Annotated in this window: 12 protein-coding genes and 1 pseudogene; 7 read left to right on the forward strand and 6 right to left on the reverse strand. The window is 74.9% G+C overall.

Features of this window, described 5'->3' with window-relative positions:
- The first annotated feature begins 39 nt into the window (after positions 1 to 39).
- Both GKE82_RS16485 and GKE82_RS16490 read left to right on the forward strand, forming a co-directional pair.
- Positions 40 to 1253, forward strand: a pseudogene (locus GKE82_RS16485) (RNA polymerase sigma factor).
- An 88-nt stretch (positions 1254 to 1341) separates the two neighbouring features.
- Positions 1342 to 3522 carry a molybdopterin-dependent oxidoreductase gene (locus GKE82_RS16490; protein WP_154734033.1) on the forward strand — a complete coding sequence of 727 codons (2181 nt, stop codon included), beginning with the start codon at positions 1342 to 1344 and terminating at the stop codon, positions 3520 to 3522.
- On the opposite strand, the gene GKE82_RS16495 is transcribed toward GKE82_RS16490, so the two are convergent.
- The 3 genes from GKE82_RS16495 to GKE82_RS16505 are packed head-to-tail and all read right to left on the reverse strand — an operon-like array spanning position 3512 to position 4981.
- Complete coding sequence (locus GKE82_RS16495; RefSeq protein ID WP_154734034.1) at positions 3512 to 4054, reverse strand: hypothetical protein; 543 nt, start codon at positions 4052 to 4054, stop codon at positions 3512 to 3514. The genes GKE82_RS16490 and GKE82_RS16495 overlap by 11 nt on opposite strands.
- The gene (locus GKE82_RS16500) at positions 4051 to 4527 is read right to left on the reverse strand and encodes a hypothetical protein (protein ID WP_154734035.1); all 477 of its coding nucleotides are present in this window, start codon (positions 4525 to 4527) and stop codon (positions 4051 to 4053) included. The genes GKE82_RS16495 and GKE82_RS16500 overlap by 4 nt, the downstream gene beginning before the upstream one ends.
- Positions 4528 to 4555: 28 nt before the next feature.
- On the reverse strand, positions 4556 to 4981 hold the full coding sequence (locus GKE82_RS16505; protein WP_107568140.1) for an ester cyclase: 426 nt from the start codon (positions 4979 to 4981) through the stop codon (positions 4556 to 4558).
- 121 nt (positions 4982 to 5102) lie between these two features.
- Between GKE82_RS16505 and GKE82_RS16510 the strand changes: the two genes are divergently transcribed.
- From GKE82_RS16510 to GKE82_RS16520, 3 genes are all read left to right on the forward strand, one after another.
- Complete coding sequence (locus GKE82_RS16510; RefSeq protein WP_230316192.1) at positions 5103 to 5936, forward strand: hypothetical protein; 834 nt, start codon at positions 5103 to 5105, stop codon at positions 5934 to 5936.
- Between the two features lie 88 nt (positions 5937 to 6024).
- Positions 6025 to 7005, forward strand: a complete 981-nt coding sequence (locus tag GKE82_RS16515) for a GlxA family transcriptional regulator (RefSeq protein ID WP_154734037.1) — start codon at positions 6025 to 6027, stop codon at positions 7003 to 7005.
- Between the two features lie 18 nt (positions 7006 to 7023).
- Complete coding sequence (locus GKE82_RS16520; RefSeq protein ID WP_107568143.1) at positions 7024 to 7656, forward strand: DJ-1/PfpI family protein; 633 nt, start codon at positions 7024 to 7026, stop codon at positions 7654 to 7656.
- 17 nt (positions 7657 to 7673) lie between these two features.
- Here GKE82_RS16520 and GKE82_RS16525 read toward each other — a convergent pair whose 3' ends face one another.
- Together GKE82_RS16525 and GKE82_RS16530 are read right to left on the reverse strand one after the other, a co-directional pair.
- On the reverse strand, positions 7674 to 8822 hold the full coding sequence (locus GKE82_RS16525) for a hypothetical protein (protein WP_154734038.1): 1149 nt from the start codon (positions 8820 to 8822) through the stop codon (positions 7674 to 7676).
- Between the two features lie 113 nt (positions 8823 to 8935).
- Positions 8936 to 9514 carry a hypothetical protein gene (locus GKE82_RS16530; RefSeq protein ID WP_154734039.1) on the reverse strand — a complete coding sequence of 193 codons (579 nt, stop codon included), beginning with the start codon at positions 9512 to 9514 and terminating at the stop codon, positions 8936 to 8938.
- Between the two features lie 342 nt (positions 9515 to 9856).
- On the opposite strand from GKE82_RS16530, the gene GKE82_RS16535 reads away from it, so the two are divergent.
- A complete protein-coding gene (locus GKE82_RS16535) occupies positions 9857 to 11824 on the forward strand; it encodes an acetoacetate--CoA ligase (protein ID WP_154734040.1) in 1968 nt (655 codons plus the stop codon).
- A 1394-nt stretch (positions 11825 to 13218) separates the two neighbouring features.
- On the opposite strand, the gene GKE82_RS16540 is transcribed toward GKE82_RS16535, so the two are convergent.
- Positions 13219 to 13821: a TetR/AcrR family transcriptional regulator gene (locus GKE82_RS16540; protein ID WP_146175292.1), complete on the reverse strand. Its 603-nt coding sequence runs from the start codon at positions 13819 to 13821 to the stop codon at positions 13219 to 13221.
- 108 nt (positions 13822 to 13929) lie between these two features.
- Here GKE82_RS16540 and GKE82_RS16545 point away from each other — a divergent pair, with 108 nt between their 5' ends.
- Positions 13930 to 15102: an acyl-CoA dehydrogenase family protein gene (locus GKE82_RS16545; RefSeq protein WP_309233655.1), complete on the forward strand. Its 1173-nt coding sequence runs from the start codon at positions 13930 to 13932 to the stop codon at positions 15100 to 15102.
- Positions 15103 to 15112 lie beyond the last annotated feature (10 nt).

Raw genomic sequence — 15112 nt, forward strand, 5'->3', positions numbered from 1 at the left:
GCCGGCGGCGTCGCGGCCCGCGTCGAGGCGGTCTGGCGGATCGAGGCGGCCGGGATCATCGCCCGCGTCGCCCGCATCGTGCACGACGTCGCGCTCGCCGAGGACCTCGCGCAGGACGCCCTCGTGGCCGCGCTCACCGCGTGGCCGCAGAGCGGCGTGCCGGACAACCCGGCCGCCTGGCTGACGTCGACCGCGACGAACCGGGCGATCGACCAGCTGCGCCGCCGTCAGAACCTCGACCGCAAGCACGAGCTCGTCCGCACCGAGCTCGAGCGCGCCGACCCCCGGGGACCCACGACCTCGTGGCCGCCATGGACGACATCGACGACGACATCCTGCGCCTCGTCTTCACCTGCTGCCACCCGGTCCTCGGCCCGGAGGCGCAGGCGGCGCTGACCCTGCGGATGGTCGGCGGCCTCACGACCGCCGAGATCGCCCGCGCCTTCCTCACCAGCACCACCACCGTGCAGCAGCGGATCGTGCGGGCCAAGCGGACGCTCACCGAGCACGACGTCCGCTTCGAGCAGCCCGAGCCGCACGAGCGGCCCGCGCGCCTGGCCGCCGTCCTGCGCGTCATCTACCTCCTGTTCAACGAGGGCTACGCCGCCACCTCCGGCGCCGACTGGACGCGGCCCGCGCTGTGCGAGGACGCGCTGCGCCTGGCCCGCATCCTCGCCGGGCTCGCGCCCACGGAGCCCGAGGTGCACGGCCTCGCCGCCCTGCTGGAGCTGCAGGCCTCGCGGCTGGCCGCGCGGATCGGCCCGGGCGGGGAGCCGGTCCTGCTGCTCGACCAGGACCGCTCGCGCTGGGACCGCCTGCTGATCCGCCGCGGCCTCGACGCGCTCGCCCGCGCCGAGGAGCAGGGGACCCCGGCCGGCCCGTACGCGCTGCAGGCGGCGATCGCCGCGTGCCACGCGCGGGCGGCGCGTCCGCAGGACACCGACTGGGGGCGGATCGCCGCGCTCTACGACACGCTCGCCGAGCGCGCCCCGTCCCCGGTCGTCGAGCTGAACCGCGCGGTCGCGCTCGGCATGGCGCGGGGGCCGCAGGTCGGCCTCGCGCTCGTCGACCAGCTCGTCGCGATGGACGCGCTCCCCGGCTACCACCTGCTCCCCGCGGTCCGCGGCGACCTGCTCGAGCGGCTCGGACGCCACGACGAGGCACGCGCGGCGTTCGCGCAGGCGGCCGAGCTGACCGACAACGAGCGCGAGCGCGCGCTGCTGCGCCGGCGCGCCGCCGGCGCGGACGCCTGAGCGCGGGCCGCACCCGCGCGGGAGGTTCTCGTCCCCCGGGCGAGGGGTTTTCCCGGCACGCCCGCGGGCGGGTGACTAGCGTCGCGCCATGTCCGAGCACAAGATCTGGTGCGGGGTCTGCGAGGCCACGTGCGGCCTGGTGGCCACCGTCGAGGACGACCGCGTCGTGAAGGTCCGGCCCGACGACAGCCACCCCAACTCCGAGGGGTTCGCCTGCCCCAAGGGGATCCTCTACCCGAAGATCCTCGAGGACCCCGACCGGGTGCTCGCCCCGCAGCGCCGCCGCGCCGACGGCACGTTCGAGCCGGTCTCCTGGGACGAGGCGCTCGACGACGTCGGCCGCCGGCTGAACGCGGTCATCGCCGAGCACGGACGGGAGTCCGTCGGCGTCACGCTCGGCAACCCGACCGGCTGGAACTACGGCGCGTTCTTCCTGACGTTCGGCATGGCCGCCGCGCTCGGGACGAAGCACTTCTTCAGCGCGGGCTCGGTCGACATCAACAACTACTGGGTCGTCGGCCAGCTCCTCTACGGCCACAACCTCACGAACCCGGTCCCGGACTTCGACCGCACGGACTTCCTGCTCGTGCTCGGCGCCAACCCGGTGGTCTCGCACGGCTCGATGGTCACGGTCGGCAACGTCCGCCGGCGGATGAACGACATCGTCGGCCGCGGCGGTCGCATCGTCGTCGTCGACCCGCGGCGCACCGAGACCGCGGAGCTCTACGAGCACGTCCCGGTCCGCCCGGACTCCGACGCCTGGCTGCTGGCGGGCATGCTCCGCACGATCTTCGACGAGGGCCTCGAGCACCGGGCGATGCTCGCCCACCAGGCCACCGGCGTGGACGCGCTGCGCGCGATGGTCGCGGACCTCGACCTCGACCACGCGGCCGCCGAGACCGGCATCCCCCGCGCGACGATCGAGCAGCTCGCGCGCGACCTCGCCGCCGCGCCCTCGGCGTGCGTGTACGGCCGCTGCGGCGCGTCCCTGAGCCGCTTCTCGACGCTCACGAAGTACCTCATCGACGCGCTGAACATCGTCACCGGCAACCTCGACCGGCCCGGCGGCATGGTCTTCCCGATGCCGTTCCTGGACGCGGAGGCGTTCACGAAGCTCTTCCGGATCAACGGCTACGACCGCTGGCGCACGCGCGTCGACGGGATCCCCGAGGTGCTGGGCACCTCGCCGCTGGCGTGCCTGCCGCGCGAGGCCGAGACCCCCGGGCCCGGGCAGCTGCGCGCGATGATCGCGGTGTCGACGAACATGGCGACGACCTCGCCCGCGTCCAACGACATGGAGCGCGCGCTCGCCGGCCTCGACCTGTTCGTCTCGCTGGACCCGTACATCACCGAGACCAACCGGCACGCCGACTACGTGCTGCCGCCGAAGATGCTGCTCGAGCGCGAGGGCTTCCCGCTGTTCGGCCAGCTCCACTACACGATCCCCAACGCGTCGTGGACCGAGGCGATCGTCCCGCCGCGCGGCGACGTGCGCGACGACTGGTGGGTCATCGACCAGATCTGCAAGCGGATCGGGATCGTCCCGTCGCCCGCACCGGGCGCCCAGCTCCTCGGTCGCCTCGGGGTGCGCGTGCCGCCGTCGCTGGCCGTCGACCTGTTCATGCGGATCGGCCGCTACGGCGACCTGTTCGGGCTGCGCCGGCGCGGCCTCAGCCGCCGCAAGCTGCTGCGCCACGACGGGGCGATCAAGCTCGAGGACGGCCTCGAGACCGGGGTGCTGCGCCGCAAGCTCCACACGAAGGACAAGCGCGTGCACCTCGGCGATCCCCTCTTCGCGCGCGAGATGGAGCGGATGCGCACGACGCCGACCGCGGACGCCGAGCACCCCCTGCGGCTGTTCACGATCCGCGAGCTGCGCTCCCAGAACTCGTGGCTCCACAACGTCCCGAAGCTGATGGCGGGAGGCCGCGGCTGCCGCCTGCGGATCCATCCCGACGACGCCCGCGAGCGGGGGATCGAGGACGGCTCGACCGTCGCGGTCGCCTCGCGCTGGGGCCGGATCGAGGTCGAGGCCCGCGTCACCGACGAGGTGATGCCGGGGTCGGTCGGCCTCAACCAGCACTGGGGGCACAAGGGTGGCTGGCGGACCGCGGTCGCCGCCGGTGGCGCCCGCTACAACGACCTCGTGCCCGGGGACGCGGCGACGATCGACGTCGCCTCGGGCAACGCGTGGATGAACGGCATCGGGGTCGAGGTCGTGCCGGTCGCGGCACCCGCGCCCGCGGACGCTGCGGCCCTCACCGCCTGACGCGGCGCTCGCCGCGCGCGGCCCGCCTCGAGGCGGCCGTCGCGCGGGGGGCGTCGAGCATCGCCGACCACACCGGCGTCAGCACGGGTCGGCGGTCGCGGTCGCGGCGCAGGGCGGAGTCGACCGCCGTCGCGTTGTGCTGCTGCAGCGGCGTGCAGAGCAGCAGCGAGCAGCCGCTCGTGATCGTCCGGTTCGTCACGCCCGCCGCGTCCCAGGCGGCGTCGCAGCCGTCGCACAGCATCCCCTCCTGCTGGTTGCGCAGCGCGAACAGCGCTCCGGTCGGGGTGGTGCCGGGACCGCGCAGCCAGGAGGCGGGCGTCCTGTTCGCGGTGCGGTCACGCGGGCCGGAGAGCATCACCGCGCGTGCGACGGGCAGCCGTCGCGCGAGGAACAGCGCGTGTCCCGCGCCCTGCGAGTGCCCGGCGACGACGATGCGCCGCCAGTCCGGGCGGGCGCGTCGGGGCGCGCCGTACGGGGAGCCGGCGTCGGCGACGAGGTAGCGCTCCCAGCCCAGCCGGGTGAGCAGGCTCACGAGCCGTCCGCTGACCGCGTCGGCCGGCCGGACCCCGGCGGTCGCGGGCCAGCCCCGGCGGGGGCGCCGCCGACGGTGGTGCCGGTCCCGAAGAGGGTGCCGCCGCGGACGTCGGCCAGGCAGCGGTCCTGCGCGGCGAGCGCGGCGGTGCCGGCCGGTCGCGGGTCGGGGCAGCGTCGCGCGACGGGCGCGTTGGGGTAGCGCAGGTCGACGACGTCGTGCCCGAGGCGGGCGGCGAGCGCCCCGAACTCCTCGTAGACGCCGGGCAGGCTGTTCGAGCCGCCGAGGAACAGGACGAGCGTCCCGCGCGGCGTGCCCTGCGCCCGCCAGACGTGATGGGCAGCGAGCCCGGTGGCGCGGGCGAGCGTCGGGTCGGTGGTGCGCGGGTCGATCCGCTCGACGGCCGCCCCCGCGGTGGCGGGCATGGCCAGCAGCGCGACGAGCAGGCCGAGGACGCGGACGGGAAGGCGCATGCGGGCGAGCGTAGCGCGCCCGGCGGGCTCAGGCCAGGCCCAGCTGGCGCATCAGCCCGAGCGCGTCGTAGTACGCCCGGACGACGGTCGCGCGGCCGTCCTCGTCGACGGTGAAGACGTCGGTGCCGGTGACGTCGAACGGCTTGCCGGTGACGGGCAGCGGCGGGAACTCGCCGCTGTGCGTGCCGAGCATGCGCCACTCCTGCGCGACGCGGGCGGCGGCCTCGTCGACCAGCGGCTCGCCGATGAGCTCGAAGCGCAGGTCGGGGAACGCGCCCCAGCTGCCGGTGAAGAACCCGTGCGCGGCGTCGAGGTGCTCGAGCGGCGCGGGCAGCAGCGGGTCGGTCCAGTGGAAGGCGTCGGCGAGGATCGGGGCGACGGCGTCGAGGTCGCGGCCGTTCCAGGCGGCGAAGTAGCGGCCCGGGTAGGCGGCGAGCAGGGTGGTGGTCGTCATGTGGCCGACGCTCGCAGCGGCACGGGGCGGTGGCGACTCCCCGCCGGGACGCCCGGATCCCCCAGCGGGGTCACGCGCGGCTCCCAGGGAACGCCCAGGGTCGTCCGGTGCAATGGCCGCCATGAGCGACGAGCACGAGCACGACCTGGGCCTCTCCCACGACCTCCCGATCATGGTCAGCCGCCGCCGCGCGCTGGGGATCTTCGGCGCCGGGATCGGCGCCGTCCTCGCGGGCTGCGGCTCCTCCGACGAGGGGGCGTCCACGGGCACGACCACGAGCAGCTCCGCGACGAGCACGACGGCGACGACGACCGGGTCCGCCGCTTCCAGCACGTCGGCGGTGCCCGAGGAGACCGGCGGCCCGTTCCCCGGCGACGGGACCAACGGGCCGAACGTCCTGACCGAGTCCGGCGTCGTGCGCCAGGACATCCGCACGAGCATCGGCGACGCGTCGGGAACGGCGGCCGGCGCGGAGGCGACCGTCGCGCTGAAGCTCATCGACGTGCAGGGCGGCGGTGGCCCGCTGGCGGGTGCGGCGATCTACATCTGGCACTGCACGGCCGACGGCAAGTACTCCCTGTACGAGGACGACGTCGCGGGCGAGAACTTCCTGCGCGGCGTGCAGGAGTCCGACGCGGACGGCAACGTGACCTTCACGACGATCTACCCGGGCACCTACGCGGGCCGCTGGCCGCACATCCACTTCGAGGTCTACGAGTCGCTGGAGGCGGCGACGACCGCGAGCCAGAAGCTGCGCACCTCGCAGATCGCACTGCCGCAGGAGGCCTGCGAGAAGGTCTACGCGGCCGGCGGCTACGGCGACAGCGCCGCGAACCTCGCGCAGCTCTCGATCGACACGGACATGGTGTTCAGCGACGGCTACGGCACGCAGCTGGCGACGGTCACCGGCGCGCCCGGTGACGGCCTGACGATGCGCCTGAACATCGGCGTCTGAGCCGCTCGCGGTCGAGCGACCGCGAACTGGCCGGAATCGTCCGTGCGGTGGCCTTGCGGCCATCGCGAGCGGGCGGCAGCATGGGCCCATGCCGTCCGCCCGCCGCATCGTCGTCGTCGCCTTCGAGGGGGCGCAGGCGCTCGACTTCACCGGTCCGCACGAGGTGTTCGCGATCGCCGACCGCCTCGGCGGCGGCGGGCGGTACGCGCTGCGGCTCGTCTCGCCCGACGGCGCGCCGCTGCGGTGCAGCAGCGGACTGCGCGTCGTCCCCGACGGGGCGGCCCGCGACGTCCGCGGACCGCTCGACACGCTCGTCGTCGCGGGCGGCGACGGCACGCGCGCGGCGCTGCGCGACGGGCCCTTCGTCGCCACCCTGGGCCGCCTGTCGGCCCGGGCGCGACGGACCTGCTCGGTCTGCTCCGGCGCGTTCCTCCTGGCCGCCGCCGGACTGCTCGACGGCCGCCGGGCGGCGACGCACTGGAGCCGCGCCGGGGAGCTCCAGCGCCGCCACCCCGCGGTCCGCGTGGACCCGGACCCGCTCTACGTGCGCGACGGCGACGTCTGGACGAGCGCCGGGATCACGGCGGGGATGGACCTCGCGCTCGCGCTGGTCGAGGACGATCACGGCCGCGAGGCGGCGCTCGACGTCGCGCGCTGGCTGGTGCTCCACACGGCGCGCGCGGGCGGCCAGGCGCAGTTCTCGGTGCCGCTGGCCTTCCAGGCGGCCGAGCACGCGCCGGTGCGCGACGCGCAGGAGGCGGTCCGCGCGGACCCGGGCGCGCCGCACACGGTCGAGGCGCTGGCGGCGCGGGCGGGCATGCCGGCCCGGAGCTTCTCGCGGGCGTTCAAGCGCGAGACCGGCATGACGCCCGCCGCGTTCGTGGAGCAGGTCCGCGTCGAGCGCGCCCGCGAGCTGCTGCAGGCCGGCCGGGCGACGACCGAGGAGGTCGCGGCCGCCTGTGGCTTCGGCACCGTCGAGACCTTCCGGCGGGCCTTCCGCCGGCGCCTGGGCACGAGCCCCGGCGCGTACCGCGACCGCTTCCGCGCGACGCTGCGGTCGGCCGCCTGACCCCGAGGAGCAACGGCCATGGACGTCGTCATCCCGCTGTACGACCGCTTCACGATGCTCGACGCGGTCGGGCCCTACCAGGTGCTCGCCGCCGTGCCGGGCACGCGCATCCACTGGCTGGCCGAGCAGGCCGGGCCGGTCAAGGACGAGAGCGGCACCGCGGCGCTGGTCGCCGACGGGGCGTGGGAGGACGTCCCGCGCCCGGACGTGGTCGTCGTCCCCGGCGGGTTCGGGACCCGCGCGCTGCTGCGCGACGAGCGGGCCCTGTCGTGGCTGCGTGGCGTCCACGAGCACACGCGGTTCACGACGTCGGTGTGCACCGGCTCGCTGTGGCTGGCGGCCGCCGGGATCCTCGACGGGCTCGAGGCGACCGGGCACTGGGCGGCGATGGACCAGCTCGCCGAGCTCGGGGCGCGCCCGACCGGCCGGCGCGTGGTCGAGCAGGGGAAGGTCATCACCGCCGCGGGGGTCTCCTCGGGGATCGACATGGCCCTGACGCTCGTCGCGCGGCTCGTCGCGCCCGAGGCGGCGCAGGCGGTCCAGCTGGCGATCGAGTACGACCCGCAGCCGCCGTTCGACGCGGGCTCCCCGGAGAAGGCACCGCCGGAGATCGTCGCGCTCGTGCGCAGCGTGATGGACGCGCAGGGCTGACGCCGCCCGCGCCGCGGTCAGCGCGCGCCCGGGCCGCGGCGCGCCTCGTCGTCGACCCAGGTGAGCACGGCGGTCGTGAGGGCGCGCGGCGACGGGGCCGCCTCGCGCACGCGCGCGACGAGCTCCAGCGAGGCGGGGATCACGCGCCGGTCGGCGCGCAGCCCGGGTGCCAGCGCGGCGGCCTCACGGGCGCCGGGCGCGCGCCGGAGGGCGTGGAGCGCGCCGGCGGCGAGCCGGCGGACGCCGTCGGGGCCCGCGATCCCCTGCACCACCGCCGCCGAGGCGACGAGCAGCAGTGCGCGCACGGCGCGGCGGGCCGCGTCGTCGAACGGGACCGCCCCGAGGACGCCCGGACCCAGCGCGCCGAGCGCGAGCGCCACGCCGAGGCCGGCGCCCAGCCGCATCGACCGCCGACCCTCCCCGCCCGCGGCCGCGGTCCCGGCGGCGACCCCGGCGGCGACGGCGGCGAGGACCGGCCAGGTCGGCGCGGCCAGCATCACGCACCAGGCCACGACGACGACCCACACCAGCGCGACGAGCCGCCGCGCCGACCGCGCAGGGGTGGCGACCACCGACGGGATCCGCCCGGCCGCGCCGTCCCCGGGGGCGGCATCGGCCAGCGCGCGACGGTAGACCGCGACCTGCACGACGGAGAAGACGACCGCTCCGGCGAGGTTCGACAGCAGGCCGAGCACGAGGGCCGCGGTCGCCCCGGACGGCAGGAGCCCGCCGGTCAGCTCGACGACGCGGTCGTACGAGTCCACGTACGCGTCGATGCCGCCGACGATGACCGCGATGAAGAACGCGGTGAGGACCGCGTAGTGCGCCAGGCGGATCGCGAAGCACGCGGCGAGCAGCGCGGCGGTCCCCCGTCCGCGGGCGGCCATGGCCCCGAGCAACGGGGCGCTCAGCGCCTGCGTCACGGGCCCGCTGATCCGCGCGGGCCCCATCACGGCGACGGTCTCGGTCATCACCGCCAGGGACGCGCCGTACCCGCCGCGCGCCCCGACCCGCGAGCCGATCCGGGCGAGCGCCACACCGCCGGCGAGCGAGACCCAGAACGCGCCGACCGGCGTGATCCGCCCGGCGAGGAACGAGACGGTCCCGACGTGCGCGAGGCCCGCGACGTCGGGCGTCTCGGCGGCTGGGCGGGCGGTCGCGGACACGGTCACCTCCACGCTACGGACACGGACCGCTGCGCGCGCGCCGAGTGGACGCCAGGTCCTTCCGCGAAGGATGTCGTGTCCACGCGGTCGGTGGATCGGGCAGGCGTCGCGGGTCAGGCGGTTGCTCCCTGCCGCCGTGACGTCCGCGGGACTGCGGGCAGGCCAGGGTACGCCTCGGCCGGACCGCCGGGGAGCCCGCCGCTGGCGGCGACCGGGCGCAGGTGGACGAAGCAGCGTCGGCGGTGCCAGGTGTTCGCCTGCGATCCGCGCATCGCGTCGGCGTGACCGCCGGGTCGGTAGGCGTACTCGCGCATGGCGCCGGCGGTCGACCAGCAGGACAGCGACGTGGCCTCGAGCAGCGAGCCGCGCATGAGCGCGGTCGTCGCGACCAGCGCCTCGCGGTCACGCGCGTGCGCGACCGCGCGCCTGTTTGCCTGCGAGAAGGGGACGACGGCGCTCGGGCGCAGGAGCGCGTGGACGAGCGCGATCGCCGGCTCGTCGTCGCGGGCCGGCGCTCCGGCGGCCACGGGCCGCCACCCGTGCCAGTCCTGCTCGCGGACGCGCCGGACCTCGGCGTCCGCGCTGAAGCGCCGCTCCGGCGCGACGGCCAGCCCCGCCCCGTGGCGCTGCCACGCCTCTGCAGCCGCGGCGGGGTCGTCCCATCCGAGGACGACGCCGCGACCTCCTGGCACGAGGGTGGCAACCCGCTGCCCCGCGTGCCGCGGTTGCAGCGGACGACGACGCCGCCCCGCAGTCCCGGTGGTCGGGCGGCGAGCAGTGCACGGGCCGCGGCGTGCCACCGGCGGGCGGCGAGCGGTGCGAGATGGACGATGTCGAGCGTGACGTGCTCTGGGACGTCACCAGATTGAAATACCATTGGTATTACGATACCAACGGTAGGTAAAGCCGTCCACGTCGAGGTCGAGCGGTGCGCGCGCGGACGCTCGTGCTTGGTGGAACGCGCCCACGACGGGGGATCCGGTTGGCCCGTCGGTGGGACGTCGCCCCACCGGCCCCGGGGTAGCGTCGACGCCATGCCCGACGCCCCGCTGTGGTCCCCTGCCGACGACCTCCTGCGCGACAGCGAGATGGCCCGCCTGCGCGACGAGCTCGGGCTCGCCGACGCGGCCGCGCTGCACGCCTGGTCGGTCGCGGACGTCGGGCGGTTCTGGCGCACCGCCGTGTGGGACCGGTTCGACGTCCTGCACGACGGTCCGGCCGAGCCGGCGCTCGCCGACGCCCGGATGCCCGGCGCGGCCTGGTTCCCGCACGCGCGGCTGTCGTTCCCCGAGCACGTGTTCCGCGGCAAGGACGACGAGGCGCTCGCGCTCCAGGCGGCGGGCGAGGTGCGCGACGGGATCGACGTCTGGACGTGGGGTCGGCTGCGCGCCGAGACCGCCCGCATCCGCGCCGGCCTACGCGCCATGGGCGTCACGCAGGGCGACCGCGTCGTCGGCTACCTGCCGCACGTCCCCGAGACGGTCGCCGCGTTCCTGGCCACCGCCTCGCTCGGCGCGACCTGGTCGTGCTGCTCACCGGACTTCGGCAGCCGCACGGTCGTCGACCGCTTCGCGCAGATCGAGCCGACGGTCCTGCTCGCCGTCGACGGCTACGCGTACGGCGGCCGACGGTTCGACCGTCGCGGGGTCGTCGCCGAGCTCGAGGCGGCGCTCCCGTCGCTGCGCCGCACGGTGCGGCTCGGCTACCTCGACCCGGCCGCCGGGGACTGGTCCTCCGCGTTCCCCGAGACCGACGAGCCGCTCGCGTTCGCCCGCGTGCCGTTCGACCACCCGCTGTGGATCCTCTACTCCTCCGGGACGACCGGCCTGCCGAAGGCGATCGTGCACGGCCACGGCGGGATCGTGCTCGAGCACCTGAAGACCTGGCGACTGCAGCACGACACCCGCCCCGACGACCGGGTCCTGTGGTTCACCACGACCGGCTGGGTGATGTGGAACTACCTCGTCGCGGGGCTGATGACCGACGCGTCGATCGTGCTGTTCGACGGCAACCCCGGCTACCCGTCGATGGACGTGCTGTGGCAGCTGTGCGCGGACGCCGGCGTGACCGTGTTCGGCACCGGCGCCGCCTACCTGCACGGCTGCCTGAAGGCGGGGACGAAGCCGCGGGACGGTCGCGCCCTGCGGATCCGCGCGGTCGGCTCGACCGGCTCGCCGCTCTCGCCCGAGGGCTTCCGCTGGGTCTACGACGAGGTCGGGCCGGACACGTGGCTGTTCAGCGCCAGCGGCGGCACCGACATCGCGGGCGCGTTCGTCGGCGCGAATCCGCTGGTGCCCGTGTACGAGGGGGAGCTGCAGGCTCCGGGGCTCGGGGTCGACCTGCAGGCGTGGGACGACGACGGCCGGCCGGTCGCCACGGGGGAGGTCGGCGAGCTCGTCGTCACGCAGCCGATGCCGTCGATGCCGGTCGGCTTCTGGAACGACCCGGACGGCGCGCGCTACCGCGACGCGTACTTCGCCCACTACGACGTCGAGGAGGACCGCGGACCGGTCTGGCGCCACGGCGACTGGATCTCGCTGACCGCGCACGGCGGCGCGGTGATCCACGGCCGCAGCGACTCGACGATCAACCGCGGCGGGATCCGGATGGGCACCGCGGAGATCTACGCGGCGGTCCTGGCGCTGGACGAGATCGTCGACGCGATGGTCGTGGACGTGCCGCCGACCGACGGGTCCGGCGAGGCGTGGATGCCGCTGTTCGTCGTGCTCGCCGAGGGGGCGCAGCTGACCGACGAGCTGCGCGACGCGCTCGTGCGCCGCGTCCGCGCCGACTGCTCCCCGCGCCACGTGCCCGACGAGGTGCACGTCGTCGCGCAGGTGCCGCGCACGCTCACCGGCAAGGTGCTCGAGGTCCCGGTCAAGCGGCTGCTGATGGGCCACGACCCGGAGCGGGCGGCGAGCCGCGACGCGCTGGCCAACCCGGACGCGTTCCAGTGGTTCGTGGACTTCGCGCGCGAGCGGGCGAGGGTGCCGAGCGCCTGAACGATCGCTCAGGCGGCGAGTGGCACGAAGCGTCGGACCTTGCCCGTCACGGGGTGCCGCGCGATCGTCTCGACCGACCGGATCTCCGCGGTCCGCGCGGGCGCCCCGGCCCCGGCAAGGGCGGCGGAGAGTCGGTCCGCCAGCGCGTCCCCGTCGATGTCGCCCGAGGGGGGCGACGACGTCGACCACGACCCCGTCGGGGTGCTGGTGCACCTGGTACTCGACGATGCCGGGCTCGGTCACCAGGACGGAGCGAAAGGTCAGCGGGTGGATCTCGACGTCGCCCCAGCGCAGATGCTCGTCGTCCCGACCATGCACCGCGACACGGAGGTGGCCGTGGTCCGGGGCGGCGGGCAGCGCGAGCAGTCTGTCGGTCAGCTCGTAGCGGATCAGCGGCTGCGCCCGGTTGCGCAAGGTCGTGACCAGGACCCGCGCGCTCGGGGTCCCGGGTTCGACCGGTGTGCCGTCGGCGCCGACGAGCTCGACGATGCAACCGTCCTCGGCGAGCACGATCGCCTCGTCGTCGGGCGCCGACATCCCCTGGAGGCCCTCGGTCGTGGCGTACCCGTTGACCAGCGGCACGCCGAAGCCCGCGGAGATGCGGGTGCGGGCATCCGGTCCGAGCGGCTCGCTCGTCGCGGTGACCGCGAGCGGGGTGATCTCCAGCCGGCCGGCGGCCCGCTCGTCGGCGAGCCGGGCGAGGATGCTCGGGTACCCGGCGAGCAGCGGCGGAGCGAGGGCGTTCAGGCGGGCGACGATGTCGGCGATCGGCGCGGTCGCCGGGACGACGGTGTAGCGCAGGCCGAGCCGCCCGCCCTCCGAGAGCGGCTCGGTGACCCCGGTCATGTGCACGGCGCTGCCCGCCCCGACGTACGCGACCGCCACGCCGTCGGGCGGCAGGTCGCCGAAGCTCAGCAGGCGGGCGAGCAGGTTGCGGGAGAAGGCGCCGACGAACTGCGCGAGCGCCGGGAGGTCGTAGACGAACATGCCGCGCACGCCGGAGCTGCCGCCGGAGGTGAAGGCGAGGTGGTCACCGGTGAGGGGAACCGGCGTGCCGTTCGTCGCGGCAAGGGCGGCCTCGACGCGGGCACGGTCGATCCCGGGGACGGTGAGGACGTCGTCGAAGTGCTCCATGAGGTCCGTCTTCGTCATGACGGGCAGGTCGCGCAGGTCGGTCGGGTCGAGCGTCGTCAGGTCGATTCCGGCGAGCCGCCGGGCGTGGAACGCGGAGTGCTCGACGGCATGGGCGACCAGGTCCGCGAGCGCGGCGCGCTGGTGGGCGATCAGACGGTCGCGGGACCAGGTGCGGCGCTCGAGGTGCTCCGGACGCTCGGCCAGGACGAGGTCCTCCAGTCGCGAGCGAAACGCGCCGAACGGGGCGTGCGGGGTGGTGCTCACGGGGTGCTCTCCGGGGCCAGGAGGTGGTCGAGGATGGTCAGCACGTCACGGTCGGGCAGGGCGCCCGCGTCGGCCGCGCGCTCGAGCGTCATGCCCAGGTCCAGGGCGAAGAGGAAGGTCGCGAAGGTCCGTGCGCCGACGGGCAGGAGATCGGGACCCGCGGCGTCCTCCACGGCGCTCGTGAGGGCGTCGAGGGCGCGCTCGTGCACGCGCGCGTAGCGCGCGGCGACGTCCGGCTCGCGGGCGGCGGCCAGCCGGAACTCGATCGTCAGCCGCATCCACGCGGTGTCCTGCGCGCTCCGCCGCCGGTTGGCGCGTACGAGGGCGCGCAGCGCGTCCGGCCCCGGGCCGGTGCGACGGGTGGATCGGGCGTTGTCGCGCGCGCGGTCCTCGATCCGGCGCTCCAGGAGCGTGAGCAGCAGGTCGGCCTTGCTCGCGAACTGGGAGTAGACGACGCCCTTGGAGAAGCCGGCCTCGCGGGCGATGGCGTCGAGCGTGGCGCCGGCGTAGCCGCGCTCGACGAACACCGTTCGGGCGGTCTCCAGGAGGGCCTCGCGGTTGCGGTCGGTCTGCTCGGCGCGGGTCAGTCGGGTCGGCACGCCCGCATTGATATACCGTTGGTATTTGAAAGTCAATGGTATCCGGCGCGACCGGAGAGCCTCCGCTATGCTCCCTAACGATCGTTAAGGAGCGGAGGAGCGAGAGCCGTGGACTTCACCCCCACGCAGGACCAGCAGACGATTCGCCGTGCCGTGGCCGACCTGGCCGCGCAGTTCGACGACGAGTACTGGCTCGAGAAGGACAGCCGGCACGAGTTCCCGCACGAGTTCTACGACGCGTTCGCGCGTGACGGGTGGCTGGGGATCTGCGTGCCGGAGGAGCACGGCGGCAGTGGCCTGGGGATCACCGAGGCGTCGATCATGCTCGAGGAGATCGCGGCGTCCGGTGGCGGGATGAACGCGGCCTCGTCGCTGCACGGGATGATCTTCGGGATGCATCCCGTGATCAAGCACGGGTCGCCGGAGATGAAGGCGCGGCTGCTGCCGAAGATCGTCAGCGGCGAGATGCACGTCTGCTTCGGCGTGACCGAGCCGGACGCCGGGCTGGACACGACCGCGACGAAGACGTTCGCGAAGCGCGACGAGGCCGGCACGCACTACACGTGCAACGGGCGCAAGGTCTGGATCTCCAAGGCGCTGCACTCCGAGAAGGTGCTGCTGCTGACGCGCACGACGAAGCTCGAGGACTGCGCGAAGAAGACCGACGGCATGTCGCTGTTCCTCACCGACGTGCAGTCGCCGAACATCGAGATCCGACCGATCCCGAAGATGGGCCGTGAGGCGGTCGACTCCAACGAGCTGTACATCGACGACCTGCAGATCCCCGTCGAGGACCTCGTCGGCGAGGAGGGCAAGGGGTTCACGTACCTGCTCGACGGGCTGAACCCGGAGCGGATCCTGATCGCCGCGGAGGCGCTCGGGCTGGGGCGCGCGGCGCTGCGCCGGGCGGTGCAGTACGCCAACGAGCGCGTGGTGTTCGGCCGCCCGATCGGCAGGAACCAGGGCATCCAGTTCCCGCTCGCCGACAGCCGCATGCGGCTGGACGCCGCCGAGCTCGTGCTGCGCAAGGCCTCCTGGAAGTACGACGCGGGGGAGAGCGCGGGTCTCGAGGCCAACGCGGCGAAGTACCTGTGCAGCGAGGCGGGGACGGAGGCGTGCGACCGCGCGATCCAGACGCACGGCGGCTTCGGCTACGCCCGTGAGTACCACGTGGAGCGGTACTACAAGGAGGCGCGGCTGCTGAAGCTCGCGCCGCTGCCGCAGGAGATGGTCCTCAACTACGTGGCCGAGCACGTGCTCGGCCTGCCGCGAAGCTACTAGGGAGCGCTGG

Origin of the sequence: Conexibacter sp. W3-3-2, assembly GCF_009707605.1 — a bacterium.
Taxonomy (GTDB): domain Bacteria; phylum Actinomycetota; class Thermoleophilia; order Solirubrobacterales; family Solirubrobacteraceae; genus Paraconexibacter; species Paraconexibacter algicola.